We start from the raw sequence: 16747 nt of genomic DNA, 5'->3' as shown, positions 1-16747 counted from the left end.
CCTGATTGGCTCTGCCCGCCAGGCCAATCCGGGACCAGACTCCCTGTATTGGCCCCCGATTGGCAAGGAGAGTCCGGAATGCCGTACGACGATGTCCACGGTTTCACCGACCGAGACGAGCGGGCGCTGCTGGCGGCCGCCGAGAACCGGATCTCCGAGCCCCTGCGGATCGGGGCCGCACTGGCCTCCGTGCGGCGACTGTTCGCACGGCACTCACCCGTACGGGCGAAGGCGCGAGAATCGCTCCCATGTCAGCAGCCGAACACACGTCCCCGTCCGCTCCCCCGGTGACCACCGGCGCGCCCCCGGTGATCGCGGGCCTGCTCCTCGCGGCCGGCGGCGGCCGGCGGCTCGGGGGACGCCCCAAGGCCCTGCTCCCCTACCGCGGCCGCCCGCTGGTGGAGAACGCCGTCCGCGTGCTGCGCGAGGCGGGCTGCGCTCCGGTGCACGTGGTGCTGGGCGCCTCGGCGGCGGAGGTGCGCGAACGTGCCGACCTGGCGGGCTGCGTGGTCGTGGACAACACGGACTGGGCGGAGGGCATGGGCTCCTCCCTGCGGGTGGGCCTGGCCTCGCTGGCCGGCACGGGGGCCGGCGCGGCGCTGGTGTCCCTGGTGGACCAGCCGGGCATCGGACCGGCCGCGGTGGCCCGGGTGCGGGCCGCGTACCGGTCCCCGGCCAGCCTGGTGGCGGCCGCGTACGAGGGGGAGCGCGGGCATCCGGTGCTGTTCGGGGCGGACCGCTGGGCGGACATCACGGCGACGGCCACCGGGGACCAGGGGGCGCGGGTCCACCTGAAGAACCACGCCGACGAGCTCATGCTGGTGGAGTGCGGGGACGTCGCGGCCGCCTTCGACATCGACACCCCGCCCGACCTGGCGCGCCTCGACTGAGCCGGGCCGGGGCGCCGCCGGAGCGGGCTGTGACCGCGATGGCACTGAGGGCCACGGGCCACCGGAATCTGTCGACTCAGAGAATCTCGACATCAACAAACCATTGAACTTCCACCATGAGGAAATTACTATCCACTGGTCAGAAGCGCCCGAACCCCCAGACGGCGCCCGCGACCGTTACACGGAACTCTCCACACCCGGCGGCACTGCGTGCCGTCTCGCGCGAGCATTCCCCGCGGCCGCAAGGCACCGCCGCTGAAGGAGTGACAGATATGTCCGCACCAGCGCCGTCCCCGCTGGCCATCGTCGACGCCGAGCCCCTGCCCCGGCAGGACGAAGTCCTCACCGATGCGGCCCTCGCCTTCGTGGCCGAGCTCCACCGGCGGTTCGCCCCCCGCCGCACCGAGCTCCTCGCCCGACGCGGCGAGCGGCGCGCCGAAATCGCCCGCACCTCCACGCTCGACTTCCTCCCGGACACCGCACAGGTCCGCGAGGGCGACTGGAAGGTGGCGCCGGCCCCGGCCGCCCTGAACGACCGCCGTGTGGAGATCACCGGTCCCACCGACCGCAAGATGACCATCAACGCCCTGAACTCGGGTGCCAAGGTCTGGCTCGCCGACTTCGAGGACGCCTCGGCCCCCACCTGGGAGAACGTGGTCCTCGGCCAGCTCAACCTCATCGACGCCTACGAGCGCCGCATCGACTTCACGGACGCGCGCACCGGCAAGGCGTACGCCCTCAAGCCCAACGACCAGCTCGCCACGGTCGTCATGCGCCCGCGCGGCTGGCACCTGGAGGAGCGCCACCTCAGCTTCGAGGGCGGCCCCGCCTCCGGCTCCCTCGTGGACTTCGGCCTCTACTTCTTCCACAACGCCCAGCGGCTGATCGACCTGGGCAAGGGCCCCTACTTCTACCTCCCGAAGACGGAGTCGCATCTGGAGGCCCGCCTCTGGAACGACATCTTCGTCTTCGCCCAGGACTACGTCGGCATCCCGCAGGGCACCGTCCGCGCGACCGTCCTGATCGAGACCATCACCGCGGCCTACGAGATGGAAGAGATCCTCTTCGAGCTCAAGGACCACGCGGCGGGCCTCAACGCGGGCCGCTGGGACTACCTGTTCTCCATCGTCAAGAACTTCCGCGACGGCGGCGAGAAGTTCGTCCTGCCGGACCGCAACGCGGTCACCATGACGGCTCCCTTCATGCGCGCCTACACCGAACTGCTCGTCCGCACCTGCCACAAGCGCGGCGCGCACGCCATCGGCGGCATGGCGGCCTTCATCCCGTCCCGCAAGGACGCCGAGGCCAACCGGATCGCGTTCGAGAAGGTCCGCGCCGACAAGGACCGCGAGGCGGCCGACGGCTTCGACGGCTCCTGGGTCGCCCACCCCGACCTGGTCCCGATCGCGATGGCCTCCTTCGACGCCGTCCTGGGCGAGAAGCCCAACCAGAAGGACCGCCTCCGCGAGGACGTCGCCGTCGCCCCCGGCGACCTGATCGCGATCGACTCCCTGGACGCCCGGCCCACCTACGAGGGCCTGCGCAACGCCGTCCAGGTCGGCATCCGCTACATCGAGGCCTGGCTGCGCGGCCTGGGCGCCGTCGGCATCTTCGGCCTCATGGAGGACGCGGCCACCGCCGAGATCTCACGCTCCCAGATCTGGCAGTGGATCAACGCCGGAGTCGTCTTCGAGAACGGCGAGCGCGCCACCGCCGAACTGACCCGCACCTTCGCCGCCGAGGAACTCGCCGCGATCCGCGCCGAGGCCGGCGACGAGGCCTTCGCGGCCGGGAAGTGGCAGCAGGCCCACGACCTCTTCCTCAAGGTCTCCCTGGACGCCGACTACGCGGACTTCCTGACCCTCCCCGCGTACGACCAGCTGGTCGGCTGACACCCCACTTCGGCTGAATCGCACAGCAGCCGAACCCCCTCCGCCCCCGCCGCCCTCCCCGGGCGCCGGGGGCGGAGTCGTTCCCCGGGCGCGTGACCGTTTGCCGACGGGTGCGCGATGTGCGCGGGTGCGAAACCCTGCGGCCTCCCCCAACTGCCGCCGCCGCGCGCCGGTCCGCCCCGGACCGGCTCCGAGAAGCTTCCCGCGCCCGACCGACCGGTCGGGCGTTACGTCATCGTAATCCGACTGTACCTAGCGGTAACAAGTGGGCGCGTGCCACCTTTCCGATGCCACCGGCGCCGGCGGTACCCCCACTTTCCAAGCCACGCACCGGAGTTGTTCCCGACTTCGGCGTGGCCGACCGCAGGAGTTCCGCAGTGATCGGATTCCGCAAGGCCGGCAAGGACCGGGCCGCCCGGCGTCGTGTGCGGCGACTGGCCGGCGCCGGGATGGTCGTACCGCTCGCCGCCGGCGCGCTGCTCGTCGGCGGAGCCGGCCCGGCCGCCGCCGGGCCCGGGACCGGGCCCACCGCCGTCGTGTCCATGGGCGACAGCTACATCTCCGGCGAGGCCGGACGCTGGAAGGGCAACAGCCTGACCAACAGCGGGAGCAGGAATGGCACTGACCGGGCGTGGGTCAGTGGCAGCACCTACGACCCCGCGAAGGTGTACGGCAGCACGGCGGGCGGCTGCGACCGCTCCGACTCGGCCGAGGTGCTGAGCGCGGGCTCCGTCGCCGAGACGGCCGTGAACCTGGCCTGCTCGGGGGCGACCTCGCAGAACGTCTTCCGCGCCTCCAACGGCGGCGTGTCCTACAAGGGCGAGGCCCCGCAGGCCGACCAGCTGGCGGCCGTGGCCGCGAGCCGCAACGTGAAGGTCGTCGCCCTGTCCGTCGGCGGGAACGACCTGGGCTTCGCCGACATCATCAAGGAGTGCGCGCTCGACTTCGTGCTCTGGGGCTCGTACTGCTACGACGACCAGCAGGCGGCCGTCGACGCGAAGATCGACGGGGTGATGGCCGACGTCGGCAAGTCGGTGGACGAGATCCGGGCGGTGATGCGGCAGGCCGGGTACACCGACTCCTCGTACCGCATCGTGCTCCAGTCCTACCCCTCGCCGATCCCGCGCGGCGCCGAGAACCGCTACACCCAGAGCGACTGGAGCCGGCTCAACAGCGGCGGCTGTCCGTTCTGGAACCGTGATTCGGACTGGGCCCGCGACTCCCTGGTGCCGCAGCTGGCGAACCGCCTCAAGCAGGTCGCGGCGGACAAGGGCACCCAGTTCCTGGACCTGCGCGACATGATGCAGGGCCGCGAGGTCTGCGCCAAGGCCAGCAAGCAGGTCACCTCGACGGTCCCCGCGTCGGCGAAGACCAGCGAGTGGGCCCGCTGGATCGACAACAACGAGACGCAGGGCCCGATCCAGGAGTCCATGCACCCGAACTACTTCGGCCAGCTGGCCGTCGGCCGCTGCCTGGCCCTGGCCGCGGCCCAGCCCGCGGACTCGGCCTCCAGCTGCAAGAACACCGCCGGTGGCGACCAGAGCGGGATGTACCTGACATCCGCTCCGTAATGCGGTGAGGACCCGGGGGGCGGGCTGTCATGATCGGGACGAGACCGCCCGCCCCCTCGGGGACGCCCGCAGCACGGAAGGAAGCCGACCGGACATGGCCGTCATCCACCGCACCACCATGAAGCCCGGCAAGCTGGAGCTGATCGCCGCCTGGCTCCCGGCCCGCCCCTGGTACACCGGAACCTCCGGGGCCCCGGAGCTGACCCGGGCCGGCGGGTTCCGGCTCGACGACCCGGAGGGCGAGGTGGGCATCGAGTTCGTGGTCGTCACCGACGTCTCCGGTACCGGGCCCGTGGCCTACCTCGTTCCGCTCACCTACCGCGGGGCCCCGCTCGAAGGTGCCGAGCAGGGGCTCGTCGGCACCTCCGAGCACGGGGTCCTCGGCACCCGCTGGATCTACGACGGCGCCCACGACCCGGTGCTCACCGAGCGGCTGCTCGCCCTCCTGCGGGGCGACGCCGAACCGCAGCACCAGAGCCTGACCGGCGTCCCCGACCCGGCCGTCGTCCCCGAGGCCGCCGAGGGCGCCCTGCCGGCCGGGGCGGCGGTGGTGGCCGTGGAGGACGGGCCGCAGGGCACCCGTCTCGTGGTGGAGGCGGGCGGGCGGCGGCTCGGCCTGGAACTGGTGCGGGTGCCGGAGGACGGCCTGACCGGCCCCGGCGCGCTCGGCCGGGTCACCGCCGAGTGGGAGCTGCCCGACGGGACGCGGGCGCGCGGGGCCGTCGCCGTGCTGCGGGAAGGCTGAACCGGGTCTGCGGCGCGCCCCCTACGCCGCCCGGCCCGGGCCCGTGAGCGCCTCCATCGCCGTGGTGAAGGCCGCCCGGCAGCGCAGCCAGTCCGGGTCCGGGGCCGGGGAGTGCAGGTCGACGAGCTTGGGCAGCAGGTCCGCCGAGAAGGCGCGGGCCGCCTCCGCCGGGAGCAGCGAGGGCAGGTTGTCGATGGCGATCACGTCGACCGGGCGGGTGCCGCCGCGCAGCCGCCGGACCGGGACCGTCCAGTCGGTGAGGCGGTCGTAGACCGGGAGCAGGTGCAGCTCTGATCCGGTGTCACAGGTGATGTCGGCGATCACCGAGAGCCGGCCGGTCCCGGTCTCCAGGTCCGCGGGGGTCAGGAAGGGCGGCACGGGCCGGGTGGTCAGCACCGCGTTGACCAGGATGTCGTGGTCCAGCAGCGCGGCCCGGTCCAGCCGGCGGGTGGCCCCGCGCCCCCAGCGGGTGACCGCGATCCCGGCGGTGGCGAGGGCGTCGCAGGCACCGCGCCCGCTGCGGCCGCCCGCGCCGATCACCAGGGCCCGTAACCCGTCGGCCGGAGCGTCCCGCAGGCGGGCGTCCAGTTCCGGGCGGGGCGTCGGGACCAGGGGCGCGGTCAGCCGGCCGCGCGCGTGCAGGGCGGCCAGCGCGGCGCCCGCGTACCCGGCCCAGTAGCCGAAGGCGGCCAGCCGGCGGCCCTGGGCGTCGGCCAGGTACTCCAGGTCGAGCAGGGTCCCGCCGCCCGTGGCGAACCGCCGCAGCAGACCGGGCGCCTGGGGCTGGCCCTTGTAGGCGTGCCCGAAGTACACGTGCCGGTGGTGCAGGGCCTCGGGCGCGGGCGGGAGCTCCTTGAGGCCGAGGACGTACGCCGCAGCGGGCGCGGCCTGCGCCCAGGAGCCGGCCGGGGCGGTGCGGCAGCCGGCGGCGGCGTACGCGTCGAGCGGGAAGACGCGGTGGCCGGAATCCTCCACGGTGATCCGCACGCCCTGCCGGACGAGGAGCCCGGCGTCGTCGGGGGTCAGGGGCGCGCGCCGTTCGGTGGGTCGGGTCTCGCTGCGCATCCACAGCTGCGGGGTCTCGGCCATCGCTGTACCACCTGTCCGGTCAGAGGGGTGGGGCGAGCCAGCGCTCAAGCGATGTCTTTCCGCGTCCTTTACGCCGTACGCCGGATCGGGCCGGCAACTCCGGGCCCCCTGGCACCCCGTGCCCCGCCGGTCCTCCCCGGCCTCACGACCGGCGCCGACCCGGCGTCAGAACCGGCGCCGACCCGGCGTCAGAACCGGCGCCGACCCGGCGTCAGAACCGGCGCCGACCCGGCGTCGGAACCGGCGCCCGCCCCGCTCCCGGGAGCCGGGTCACAGCTCCGGCAGCAGGTCGCGCAGCGGGGTCCCGGCGCCCTCCGCGTAGGCCGCCCGCAGGGCCTCCGGGGACAGCCGCAGCCGCAGGATCCGCTCCGCGCGCGGCGGGCAGGCGGAGGCCGGGCGGTGTCCGGAGACGGCGCCGAGCAGCCGGGCGGCCAGCTCGTACCGTCCCAGGTCGGCCTCCAGCTGGGCCAGCAGCTCCACCGAGAGGGCCTGGCCCAGCCGGTCGCCCAGCGTGAACTGGGTCTCCAGGGAACGCAGCAGCCAGGTACGGGCCAGCGCGGGGCGGCCCTCGCGGCGCTGGAGGTGGGCCTGCGCGTAGCCCGCCCAGGACCGGGCCCAGGGGTCGGAGCCGTCGGACGCCCCGGCGCCGAAGGCGACGGCCGCCGGGTCGGTGTACGCGAGGGCCATGGCGAGGCCCGACTCCAGGGCCCGCCGCCCCGGCCCGTACTCGGGCTCCACCGGCAGCAGTTCGAGGGCCTCGCGGTACTCGTCGGCGGCCTCCTGCGGCCGGTCCCGCCACAGGGCGACGGTGCCCCGGACGTGCGCCAGGTAGGCCAGGACGGTGTCCTCCCCCTCCTGCACGGCCGTGGTCCAGGCCTCCACCAGCAGCGGATCGGCCGCCTCCGCCTGGCCGAAGCTCGCCACCAGCCAGGCCGCCAGCCACAGGGCCCGGGCCGGCCGGGGCTGCGGGTGCAGGGCCAGCGCCCGCTCCAGGTGCCCGCGTCCCTCCTCCACCAGCCCGCACGCCGACCAGAGGAACCACAGCGACACGGCGATCTCCAGCGCGCCGGCGGGACCGGCGGGCGACCGCGGGTCCATCGCGAGGCGCAGCTCGGGCAGTTCCCGCAGGGCCAGGGCCCGGGCCTCCAGCTGCGCCCCCGACCGCCACAGCTGGGCGGCGCGTTCGGCGGTGATCCGGCAGCGCTCGTGGTGGCGGCGGACGGTGGTGGCCCCGTCCCCGAGCGGATCGCGGGCGAGCCGCCGGGCCGCGTAGGCCCGTACGGTCAGCGGCAGCCGGTAGCGGCCCGCGTACCCGGGCTCCGCCAGCAGCGCCGGGGCCAGCCGCCGCAGGGCCTGGGCGGCGGCCCCCGGGCCGAGCGCGCCGAACCCGCACACCTCGGCGACGGCGGCCTCGTCGAAGGAGCCCGCGAAGACCGAGAGCCGCGCCCACAGCAGCCGTTCCCCGGGGGCGGCCAGCCGGCACAGGCGCAGCGCGTCGGCCCCGCCCGCCCGGCCCGCGCCGCCGGCCAGGAACTCCAGCGGGTCGGCGGTCAGCCGGCGCAGCGCCTCGGCCGGGCCGTGGCCGCGGGTCCGCGCGGCCGCGAGCTCCAGCGCGCCGGGGATCCCGTCGAGGGCGCGGCACAGGGCGGCGACGGCCCCGGCGTTGTCCTCGGTGAGCTCGAAGCGGGGGTCGGCTCCCCGCGCCCGCTCCGTGTAGAGCCGTACGGCGGCGGACCGGGCCACGTCGGCCACCGCACACGGTGCGGCGGGGTCCTGCGGCGCGGCGGGCAGGGCCAGCGGGCCGACGGCCAGCAGGGCCTCCCCCGCCACGTCGAGGGTCCGCTGCGACGTGGCCAGAATCCGTACCCCCGGCCACCGCGCGAGCAGGTCCCCCACGACCTCCCCGGCCCGATCGCCGAGCTGCTCGCAGCCGTCCAGCACCAGCAGCGCCTCGCGCCCTTCGAGGCCCGCGCCGAGCTCGGCGGCCAGGTCGGCCGGGTGCGAGGGCCCCAGCCGGGACGTGTCGGCCCACACGATGTCGGCGCCGCGGCCGCCGCAGAGCTCGCGGACGGCGCGCACGGCGATCCTGGTCTTGCCCACTCCGGCCGGTCCCGTGAGCGTGACCAGGCGTTCTGTGGCCAGCAGGGTCACGGCGCGGGCCACTTCGGCGGCCCGGCCGACGAGGCTGGACAGCTCGGCGGGCACCACTTGAGGCATGCTCGAGCCGGGCTCCCCCATACGTCCTCCCGCTGCTCTCCTGGGGCTGCGCGCGTCCACCCCCCACACGGCCGTCCGATGCGGCGGTTCGGCGCACGAAGAGAGATGATCAGTCGAAAGTCCGGTTAACCGGTCCGGGGCCGGGAAAACCGCCAGGGGTAAGTATGAACTCGGCCATTTCCGCCATTGACGACACCGACCGTGCACTGGTGCATGCCCTCCAGCTCGCGCCCCGCGCCAGCTGGGAGCGGCTGGCGCCGGTCCTGGGGGCGCGCCCGGAGACCCTGGCCCGGCGCTGGGAGCGGATGACGTCCGCCGGGGAGGCCTGGGTGTCGGGGCTGGGGCTGCGGACGGGCAGCCAGGCCCCGTGCATGGCGTGGGTGGAGGTGATGTGCGCGGCGGGCACCTCCCCGGCGGTGGGGGCGGCCCTGGTCGGCGACGCGCACACGATGGGGGTGGAGCACACCACCGGCGGCCGCGACCTGCTGGCCTTCGTGGCCGTGCCAGACCTGCACATGCTGTTCCGCTACCTGTCCTTCCGGGTGCAGCGGATCCCCGGGGTGACCGGGACCCGGTCCTCGATGGTCACGGCGGTGCACTCGGCCCCCGACCGCTGGCGGATGGACCACCTGTCCCCGGCGCAGGCAGCGCTGCTGACCGGGCGTACCCGGCGGGCCCCGGGCGCGCCGGGGGCGGTGGCGCCGCCGGTCGCCCCGGTGGCGCAGGAGGACCGGCCGCTGCTGATGGCGCTGGCCGCGGACGGGCGGCGCAGCGTGGCCTCGCTGGCGCGGGAGTCGGGGATGAGCGAGTCGACCGTACGGCGCCGGCTGGGACGGCTGGAGGCGGGGCAGGGCCTGCGCTACAGCTGTGCGATGGCCTCGGGGCTGTCCGGCTGGCCGGTCTCGGCGACCCTGTGGGCGGAGGTGCGCGAGCACGAGGTCGCCGACTGCGCGGCGGTGGCCGCGGGGCTGCGCGAGACGCGGACCTGTATGTCGGTGAGCGGCACCTGGAACTTCATGATCAGCGCCCGGCTGCGCACCATCGAGGGGCTGGCACGCTATACGGCCGACCTGTCCCGGCGGCTGCCGGGGCTGCGGATCGCCGATTCGGCGGTGGCGCTGCACGTACGCAAGTCGGAGGCGCAGGAGCTGGACCACACGGGGCGGCGGGTGCGGACGGTCCGGCCGGACATCTGGACGGATCCGGCGCCAGGGGTGGTGGACCAGCCCTGATCGGCAGGGCTGGGGCAGTGGTGCCCCCGGCGGGCGTGCGGCGCCGCGTACGCCACACCCGCAGTGGGTGACGTACGCGCCGCCGCACGCCCGCCGGGGGCGTGGAGGGGATCCCGGGACCGGGGGCCGCCCGGGGATCCGGGGTTTCAGTGCACGAAGGCCGGTTCCGGCGCCGGTTCCGCCGCCGCCTTCCTGGAGCCGAGGTGGTTGAACGCCAGGTTGAGCAGGATCGCGACCACGCATCCGGTGCTGATGCCGGAGTCGAGGACGACCAGCAGGTCCTTGGGGAAGGCGTGGTAGAAGTTCGGCGCCGCGATCGGGATCAGGCCGATGCCGACCGAGGCGGCGACGATGAGGGCGTTCTCGCCCTTCTCCATGGCCGCCCCCGCCAGGGTCTGGATGCCGCTGGCCGCCACCGAGCCGAAGAGCACGATGCCGGCCCCGCCGAGGACGGGCAGCGGGACGACCCCGATGACGGAGGCGGCCACCGGACACAGGCCCAGCAGGATCAGGATGCCGCCGCCCGCGGCGACGACGAAGCGGCTGCGGACCTTGGTCATCGCGACGAGTCCGATGTTCTGCGCGAAGGCGCTGCACATGAACCCGTTGAACAGGGGGCTGAGCGCACTGCCGAGGGTGTCGGCGCGCAGGCCACCCTCGATGGTCCTCGCGTCCGCCGGACGGCCGACGATCTTGCCGAGGGCCAGGATGTCCGCGGTGGACTCGGTCATGCAGACCAGCATCACGATGCACATCGAGAGGACGGCCGCGACCTGGAACTGCGGGGCGCCGAAGTGGAAGGGGGTCGGGAAGCCCATGAGGTCCGCGTTCCGGACGGCGTCGAAGTGCGCCATGCCCAGCGGTATCGCGATGACGGTGCCCGCGACCAGGCCGAGGAGGATGGAGATCTGCTGGAGGAAACCGCGCAGGAACTTGCGCATCACCAGGACGATCGCCAGGGTGAGCGCGGCCATGCCGATGTTCTTCATGGAGCCGTAGTCGGTGGCGGTGCGGTTGCCGCCCTGGGACCAGTTGAAGGCCACGGGGAGCAGCGAGACGCCGATCAGGGTGATGACGGTGCCGGTGACCACGGGCGGGAAGAACCGGACGAGCTTGCCGAAGTAGGGGGCGGCGAGGAAGCCGGCGAGTCCGGCGACGATGATCGCGCCGAAGATGACGGGGATGGCGTCGTGCCCCTGCCCCTTTCCGATGGCGATCATCGGGGTCACGCCGGCGAAGGACACGCCGTTGACGAAGGGGAGTTTGGCGCCGATCTTCCAGAACCCGAGGGTCTGGAGGAGGGTGGCGAGCCCTGCGGTGAAGAGGGAGGCGCCCATCAGGAAGGCGGTCTCGGTGGCGGAGAGGCCCACGGCGGGGCCGACGATCATGGGCGGGGCCACGACACCCGCGTACATGGCTGCCACGTGCTGGAGGCCGCTGGTGAACATGCGGAGCGGAGGCAGGGTCTCGTCGACCGGGTGCTTCTCCTCCGGTACTGCGACTGCATCTTTGCGAAACCTGGGCGCATCGGCCACGGCTTCCTCCGGTCGGTTAAACACGTCGGCAGGGACGTGGGTGTCAGGGAGGTGGTGCGAAAGCGTGCTGGTCGAGTCTGTATGGAGTTGTGGGTGGAGCGACTTCTGCTGTCCCAAGGGGTGCGGAATCGATTCGCCCAAAACCGCTTCCGCGCGGTGGTTCCGGCCCGGTCGGGGCTGGGGGTGCCGTGGCAGTGGCGCGGGTGGCGCGCCGTGCGGGGAGGGGGTGTCACGCGTCACCGCCCCGGGGGCGCCGTCGGATCTCTCCTCGGGCGCTTCCCGGGAACGGCTGCCGCGGACCCCGCTCGGGTCCGCGGCGGCCGGCCGGGGGCCGTCCCCCCCGGCCGGACTCCGTGGGGATCAGGCCTGCGCGGTGATCCGGGCCAGGCGCTGGGCCTCCTCGCGGGTGGACACCGCGATGGCGTCCTCGTCCGCGAAGAGCAGCCGGTTGTTCTCGACGATCTGCTTGCCGTTGACGAACGAGGCGGTGACCGGGGCGGCCGCGCCGAAGACGAGCGCGGTGACCGGGTCGGCGATCGAGGAGTGCAGGAAGGTGTTCAGGTTCCACAGCACCAGGTCGGCGCACTTGCCGACCTCGAGCGAGCCGATGTTGTCGGCGCGGCCGAGGACCTGCGCACCGCCGTAGGTGCCCAGGCGCAGCGACTGGCGGGCGTTGAGCGCGGCCTCGCGGTGCACCGGGTTCAGACGGTTGATCAGCAGCGCGTTGCGCAGCTCGGTGTGCAGCTCGCCGGACTCGTTGGAGGCGGTGCCGTCCACGCCGAGGCCGACCGGGACGCCGGCGGCCAGCATGTCCGGGACGCGGGCGATGCCGGCGGCCAGACGGGCGTTGGAGGACGGGCAGTGCGCGACACCGGTCCTGGTGCGGGCGAACGCGGCGATGTCGGAGTCGTTCATGTGGACGCTGTGCGCCATCCACACGTCCTCACCGAGCCAGCCGGTCGACTCGAAGTAGTCGGTCGGGCCCATGCCGAAGAGCTCGTGGCAGAACTTCTCCTCCTCGACGGTCTCCGAGCCGTGCGTGTGCATGCGCACACCGAGGCGGCGGGCCAGCTCGGCGCCCTGCTTCAGCAGCTCGGTGGAGACCGAGAAGGGGGAGCACGGGGCGACGGCGACCTGGGTCATCGCGTCGAAGGAGGCGTCGTGGTACTTCTTCACGGTCGCCTCGGTGTCCGCGAGGGCACCCTCAAGGGTCTCGACGGCGTGGTCCGGCGGCAGGCCGCCGTCCTTCTCGCTGCGGTCCATGGAGCCGCGGGCGAGGGTGAAGCGGACGCCCATCTCGGACGCGGCGCGGATGATCGCGCCGGAGAGGTCGCCGGAGTTCTTGGGGTAGACGTAGTGGTGGTCCATCGCGGTGGTGACACCGCCACGGGCCATCGCGGCCAGGGAGCCCTGGGCCGCCGAGTACGCCATCTGCTCGTCGATGCGCGCCCAGGTCGGGTACAGCGCGACGAGCCAGTTGAAGAGGTTGTGGTCGGTGGCCAGACCACGCGTGATCCACTGGTAGAAGTGGTGGTGCGTGTTGACCAGACCGGGGGTCACGAGGTGCCCGGTGCCGTCGATGCGGCGGACGACGTTCTCGAGGTTCTCGGGGGCGTTGCCCGCGCCGACGAACTCGATCTTGTTGCCTGCGATGACGACGTGACCCGAGGCGTACTCGGTGTCGTTGGCGTCGACGGTCGCGATCGCACAGTTCTCGATGACGATGCGCTCTACGGCGCCGTCATGGGCTGCCGATGCTGCCATGGGACTTCCTCGTGCTTTCAGTGGCGGTGCGGGCACGGCAAAACCCTGGGGATTTGAGTGCCGGAGCCGGGGGCCTGACAGCTGACAGTACTGCCGCCCCGTGTGATGCGTCCGGGTGCCGATTCAGGAAGCTGTGGGGGTGTCGCCCCGGGGCCACTGCGGAGCCCCGGGACGCGCGTGCACTGCTCAGAGGGTGGTTCAGAGGTTGGTCATGTCCACGGGGATACGGGCGTCGGCGCCGTCGCGGAGGACCGTCGCCTCGATCAGACCGTACGGACGGTCCGCGGCGAAGTACACCTCGTTGTCGTTCTTGAGGCCGAAGGGCTCCAGGTCGACGAGGAAGTGGTGCTTGTTCGGGAGCGAGAAGCGGACCTCGTCGATCTCCGAACGGTGGTTGATGATGCGCGAACCCATCTGGTACAGGGTCTGCTGCAGCGAGAGGGAGTAGGTCTCCGCGAAGGCCTGGAGCATGTGCTTCTTGGTCTCGGCGTAGGACTTCTCCCAGTTGGGCATCCGCTGCTCGTCGTCCGACCAGTTGAAGCGCCAGCGGCCCGACACCTGGGTGGCCAGGATGCGGTCGTACGCCTCCTGCAGGGTCGTGTACTTGTCCTTCACGTAGCCCCAGAACTCCGAGTTGGTGGAGTTCATGACGATCAGGTCCTTGAGGCCGGAGATGACCTCCCAGTTCTGGCCGTCGTACGTGATCTGGGTGACGCGGGTCTCCATGCCCTTGCGGACGAAGGAGTGGTTGACCTCGTCGGAGCCGATGAACTTCGAGTTGGCGTCCGAGGTGGCGATCCGGTCCCAGGCGTACTCCTCGATCCGGATGCGCGCGCGCTGGATCGGCTCCTGGCTGTTCACGAACCAGCGGGCCAGGTGGATGCCGAACTGCTCGGCGGACTCGATGCCGTACTCCTTGGCGAACGCGTACACCGTGTTCTTGGTGGTGTCCGTCGGGAGGACGTTGGCGTTCGAGCCGGAGTAGTGGACGTCGTCCATGTCGCCGGAGAGGGCGACCGAGACGTTCAGGTCCTTGATGTGGTGCGTGTCGCCGTCCCGCGTGATCTTGACGACGCGGTTCTCTGCTTTGCCGTACTGGTTCTGGCCCAGAATCGTGGCCATGCTAGCTCCCTCGGTAAACGGAGTAGCCGAACGGGTTGAGCAGCAGCGGTACGTGGTAGTGCTCGCCCGGGTTCACCGCGAAGGTGATGGTGACCTCGGGGAAGAACGCACCGCTGTCCCTTACGCGGGGGGCGTCCTGCTGCGCCTCGGCTTGCTTCTTTTCGAAGTACGTCTCGGTCTCGAAGTCGAGACGCACGTGTGTGGTGCCCTCCGGCAGGGCCGGCAGGTCCTTGCAGCGCCCGTCGGCGTCGGTGGCGGAGCCGCCCAGGGCCGCCCACTCGCCGTCGAGGCCCGCGCGGGCCGACAGGGAGATGGCGACGCCCTCGGCGGGACGGCCGATGCTGGTGTCCAGAATGTGCGTGGACACCGACGCGGTGGTCTCGGTGCTCATGTTCACTCTCCTTCTGCGAGCTCGACGAGCCGGGTCAGACGGATCCGGTTGATCTTCACCAGTTCGCCGCGAGCGATCTCCCGCTCCTGCTCCGGCGTGTTCTCGATCCGGACCTTGACCGAGTCCCGCATGAACTCACCGGTGGCACCGGTGGCGCAGATGAGGAACACGTGGCCGAACTTGTCCTGGTAGGCCAGGTTCAGTTCGAGGAGCTCGTTCTTGAGCTCGTCCGAGGCACCGGCCATGCCACGCTGCTCGCGGGCGGAGGTCGGGTCTCCCGGCTTCGGCCGGCCGATCGGCGCGTGGCCTCCCATCGCCTCGCCCAGGTCGTCCGCGGTGAGCTCCGCCATGGCGGCCTCGTTCGCGGCGTACAGGGATTCGGCGGTGGCGAAGGGGCGCTGGGCGAGCATCTTGCTCCCCCACGCCGAGCTGGCGCACACCTCGTGCAGCTCGGCCGCGGCCGCGCTGTCGTCCAAGGCGTTGAACCGGGTCAGACCCGGGGTCGGGCTCGAAGTCACGGTAGGCCTCCGTGGCCTGTTGTTGCTTTGACGGGCTGCGCATAGCTAACGCCCTCGACAACACGGCGTCAACACTTTGTTGAAACTTCCTGTACACAAAAGCCGCCGCCCGGATGAATTGGGCGGCGGCTCGTGACCGTCGGTGGAGCGTCCCTCACTCCGGGCTGTTCTGCTTCGCTGTCTTGTTCGGCCGATTCTGAGCGGCGGAGTCCCGGTTCAAATAGTTGTAGACCGTGAAACGGCTGACACCCAGGGCGCCCGCCACCGTTTCCACGCCGTGCCGGACGGAGAAGGCTCCCCGCGCCTCCAGTATGCGTACCACGTCCTGCTTGGACTTCCGGTCGAGCTGCGCCAGAGGGACCCCGTGCCGCCGTTCCAGCGCGGCCAGGATGTGGTCCAGGGAGTCCGACAGCTGCGGCAGGCGCACGGCCACCACCTCCTGCCCCTCCCACGTCAGCACTACGTCGTCGGGCTCGGCCCCGGCCGGGTCCATGAGCTCGCCGCCCATCGCGTCCACGAGCGGCTTGACCGCGGTGACGAACGGGTGGTCGCGGGGCTCGGTCATGCGCCCTCCTCACCGATCACATTGACCTGGAGCGAGACGCGGGTGGCGCCGGCGTCCAGCGCGTCGCGCAGCAGCGCGGCCACCGCTCCCAGCACCCGGTCGGAATCGCCCTCGGCCGTATTGCCGAACGGGCCCACGTCGACCGCGTCCAGCCGGGCCTTCTGGATGACCTCGCGGGCGGCAACGGCGTGGGCGGGGGCCTCTTCGAGGTCGAAGGGCTCGGTCGTGAACTCCACTCTCAATCGCACGCCGCCAAGCTACCCGGCAGTCGTGAGATTCCGGGAGCCGGCACTTGACAAGTCGGACGCCCTGCTTGCAGTCTTCCATCAAGCAGAAACTAACTTCCGCAATACGGAAGGAGCGCACACCCCTCATGGGATACTCGGACCAGCGCTTCGATGTGAACCTTTCGATCCTCTTCACGGAACTCCCGCTCCTGGAGCGTCCCGCGGCCGCCGCCGCGGCGGGCTTCACCGCGGTCGAGCTGTGGTGGCCCTGGATCGAGACCCCCACCCCCGCTCAGGAGGAGCTGGACGCCCTCAAGAAGGCTCTTGAGGACGCCGGCACCCAGCTGGTGGGCCTGAACTTCTACGCCGGCCAGCTCCCCGGCCCGGACCGCGGCGCGGTCTCGGTCCCCGGGGAGGAGTCGGACCGCTTCAACGCCAACATCAACGTCGCGGCGGACTTCGCCGCCTCGGTCGGCTGCAAGGCGCTCAACGCCCTCTACGGCAACCGCGTCGAGGGCGTGGACCCGGCCGTCCAGGACGAGCTGGCCCTGAAGAACCTGGTCGTCGCGGCGCAGGCCGCGGACCGCGTGGGCGCGATCCTCCTGATCGAGACCCTCAACAAGCCCGAGTCGCCGCTCTACCCGCTGGTGAGCGCCCCGGCCGGCATCGAGGTGGTGGACAAGGTGAACGAGGCCACCGGCCTCGGCAACGCCAAGTTCCTCCTCGACCTGTACCACCTGGCGATGAACGATGAGGACCTCTCCGAGGTCATCGAAAAGTACGCCGCCAAGACCGGGCACGTCCAGATCGCGGACAAGCCCGGACGCGGTGCCCCGGGCACCGGCGAGCTGCCCCTCGAGGATCTTCTCGACCAGCTCAAGAAGGCCGGCTACCAGGGCTTTGTCGGCCTGGAGTACAAGGCCGCCGACGCCGCCGCGTCCTTCGACTGGCTGCCGGCCGAGGCCCGCGCCGCCAGGTAAGGGGACAAA

Annotated in this window: 15 protein-coding genes; 6 read left to right on the top strand and 9 right to left on the bottom strand. The window is 72.2% G+C overall.

Features of this window, described 5'->3' with window-relative positions:
* Positions 1–248 precede the first annotated feature (248 nt).
* From BX286_RS28890 to BX286_RS28875, 4 genes are all read left to right on the top strand, one after another.
* A complete protein-coding gene (locus tag BX286_RS28890) occupies positions 249–890 on the top strand; it encodes an NTP transferase domain-containing protein (RefSeq protein ID WP_079430434.1) in 642 nt (213 codons plus the stop codon).
* 272 nt (positions 891–1162) lie between these two features.
* Complete coding sequence (aceB, locus tag BX286_RS28885) at positions 1163–2782, top strand: malate synthase A (protein ID WP_079430433.1); 1620 nt, start codon at positions 1163–1165, stop codon at positions 2780–2782.
* 287 nt (positions 2783–3069) lie between these two features.
* The gene (locus tag BX286_RS28880) at positions 3070–4353 is read left to right on the top strand and encodes a GDSL-type esterase/lipase family protein (RefSeq protein WP_079430432.1); all 1284 of its coding nucleotides are present in this window, start codon (positions 3070–3072) and stop codon (positions 4351–4353) included.
* Positions 4354–4447: 94 nt separating this feature from the next.
* Positions 4448–5098, top strand: a complete 651-nt coding sequence (locus BX286_RS28875) for a maltokinase N-terminal cap-like domain-containing protein (RefSeq protein ID WP_100862553.1) — start codon at positions 4448–4450, stop codon at positions 5096–5098.
* A 21-nt stretch (positions 5099–5119) separates the two neighbouring features.
* Here BX286_RS28875 and BX286_RS28870 read toward each other — a convergent pair whose 3' ends face one another.
* Both BX286_RS28870 and BX286_RS28865 read right to left on the bottom strand, forming a co-directional pair.
* Positions 5120–6187 (bottom strand): saccharopine dehydrogenase, encoded by a 1068-nt coding sequence (locus tag BX286_RS28870; RefSeq protein WP_100862554.1) that lies wholly within the window; start codon positions 6185–6187, stop codon positions 5120–5122.
* A gap of 270 nt (positions 6188–6457) precedes the next feature.
* Positions 6458–8404 carry a hypothetical protein gene (locus tag BX286_RS28865; RefSeq protein WP_148710299.1) on the bottom strand — a complete coding sequence of 649 codons (1947 nt, stop codon included), beginning with the start codon at positions 8402–8404 and terminating at the stop codon, positions 6458–6460.
* A gap of 164 nt (positions 8405–8568) precedes the next feature.
* Between BX286_RS28865 and BX286_RS28860 the strand changes: the two genes are divergently transcribed.
* On the top strand, positions 8569–9636 hold the full coding sequence (locus tag BX286_RS28860; protein WP_100862556.1) for an Lrp/AsnC family transcriptional regulator: 1068 nt from the start codon (positions 8569–8571) through the stop codon (positions 9634–9636).
* A 146-nt stretch (positions 9637–9782) separates the two neighbouring features.
* Here the strand turns inward: BX286_RS28860 and BX286_RS28855 are convergent, their stop codons facing one another.
* The 7 genes from BX286_RS28855 to BX286_RS28825 form a co-directional block, all read right to left on the bottom strand.
* Positions 9783–11171: a nucleobase:cation symporter-2 family protein gene (locus BX286_RS28855; RefSeq protein WP_121016727.1), complete on the bottom strand. Its 1389-nt coding sequence runs from the start codon at positions 11169–11171 to the stop codon at positions 9783–9785.
* Positions 11172–11531: 360 nt separating this feature from the next.
* Complete coding sequence (locus tag BX286_RS28850; RefSeq protein ID WP_079430426.1) at positions 11532–12935, bottom strand: 8-oxoguanine deaminase; 1404 nt, start codon at positions 12933–12935, stop codon at positions 11532–11534.
* Between the two features lie 198 nt (positions 12936–13133).
* Positions 13134–14057 carry a factor-independent urate hydroxylase gene (gene pucL / locus BX286_RS28845; protein WP_045947381.1) on the bottom strand — a complete coding sequence of 308 codons (924 nt, stop codon included), beginning with the start codon at positions 14055–14057 and terminating at the stop codon, positions 13134–13136.
* A 1-nt stretch (position 14058) separates the two neighbouring features.
* Positions 14059–14448 (bottom strand): hydroxyisourate hydrolase, encoded by a 390-nt coding sequence (gene uraH, locus BX286_RS28840; protein ID WP_079430425.1) that lies wholly within the window; start codon positions 14446–14448, stop codon positions 14059–14061.
* Between the two features lie 2 nt (positions 14449–14450).
* Positions 14451–14966, bottom strand: coding sequence for a 2-oxo-4-hydroxy-4-carboxy-5-ureidoimidazoline decarboxylase (gene uraD, locus BX286_RS28835; protein ID WP_079430424.1), 516 nt, complete (start codon positions 14964–14966; stop codon positions 14451–14453).
* A 154-nt stretch (positions 14967–15120) separates the two neighbouring features.
* Positions 15121–15531: a helix-turn-helix domain-containing protein gene (locus tag BX286_RS28830; RefSeq protein ID WP_079430423.1), complete on the bottom strand. Its 411-nt coding sequence runs from the start codon at positions 15529–15531 to the stop codon at positions 15121–15123.
* Positions 15528–15779, bottom strand: a complete 252-nt coding sequence (locus BX286_RS28825) for a hypothetical protein (protein WP_079430422.1) — start codon at positions 15777–15779, stop codon at positions 15528–15530. The genes BX286_RS28830 and BX286_RS28825 overlap by 4 nt, the downstream gene beginning before the upstream one ends.
* Before the next feature lie 125 nt (positions 15780–15904).
* Here BX286_RS28825 and BX286_RS28820 point away from each other — a divergent pair, with 125 nt between their 5' ends.
* Positions 15905–16738, top strand: coding sequence for a TIM barrel protein (locus BX286_RS28820; protein WP_121016725.1), 834 nt, complete (start codon positions 15905–15907; stop codon positions 16736–16738).
* Positions 16739–16747 lie beyond the last annotated feature (9 nt).

This window comes from Streptomyces sp. 3211.6, from assembly GCF_003634815.1.
GTDB classification, from domain to species: Bacteria; Actinomycetota; Actinomycetes; order Streptomycetales; family Streptomycetaceae; genus Streptomyces; species Streptomyces katrae_A.
The sequence above is the reverse complement of the archived record's forward strand: the minus strand, read 5'-3'. Positions and strand labels throughout refer to the sequence as shown.

Excerpts from the sequence above, each read along its gene's own strand:
- aceB (WP_079430433.1), top strand. The coding sequence starts at position 1,163 with ATGTCCGCACCAGCGCCGTCCCCGCTGGCCATCGTCGACGCCGAGCCC.
- uraH (WP_079430425.1), bottom strand. The coding sequence starts at position 14,448 with ATGAGCACCGAGACCACCGCGTCGGTGTCCACGCACATTCTGGACACC.
- BX286_RS28865 (WP_148710299.1), bottom strand. The coding sequence starts at position 8,404 with ATGCCTCAAGTGGTGCCCGCCGAGCTGTCCAGCCTCGTCGGCCGGGCC.
- BX286_RS28830 (WP_079430423.1), bottom strand. The coding sequence starts at position 15,531 with ATGACCGAGCCCCGCGACCACCCGTTCGTCACCGCGGTCAAGCCGCTC.
- BX286_RS28860 (WP_100862556.1), top strand. The coding sequence starts at position 8,569 with ATGAACTCGGCCATTTCCGCCATTGACGACACCGACCGTGCACTGGTG.
- BX286_RS28875 (WP_100862553.1), top strand. The coding sequence starts at position 4,448 with ATGGCCGTCATCCACCGCACCACCATGAAGCCCGGCAAGCTGGAGCTG.
- BX286_RS28870 (WP_100862554.1), bottom strand. The coding sequence starts at position 6,187 with ATGGCCGAGACCCCGCAGCTGTGGATGCGCAGCGAGACCCGACCCACC.
- BX286_RS28850 (WP_079430426.1), bottom strand. The coding sequence starts at position 12,935 with ATGGCAGCATCGGCAGCCCATGACGGCGCCGTAGAGCGCATCGTCATC.
- BX286_RS28820 (WP_121016725.1), top strand. The coding sequence starts at position 15,905 with ATGGGATACTCGGACCAGCGCTTCGATGTGAACCTTTCGATCCTCTTC.
- BX286_RS28890 (WP_079430434.1), top strand. The coding sequence starts at position 249 with ATGTCAGCAGCCGAACACACGTCCCCGTCCGCTCCCCCGGTGACCACC.
- BX286_RS28880 (WP_079430432.1), top strand. The coding sequence starts at position 3,070 with ATGCCACCGGCGCCGGCGGTACCCCCACTTTCCAAGCCACGCACCGGA.
- pucL (WP_045947381.1), bottom strand. The coding sequence starts at position 14,057 with ATGGCCACGATTCTGGGCCAGAACCAGTACGGCAAAGCAGAGAACCGC.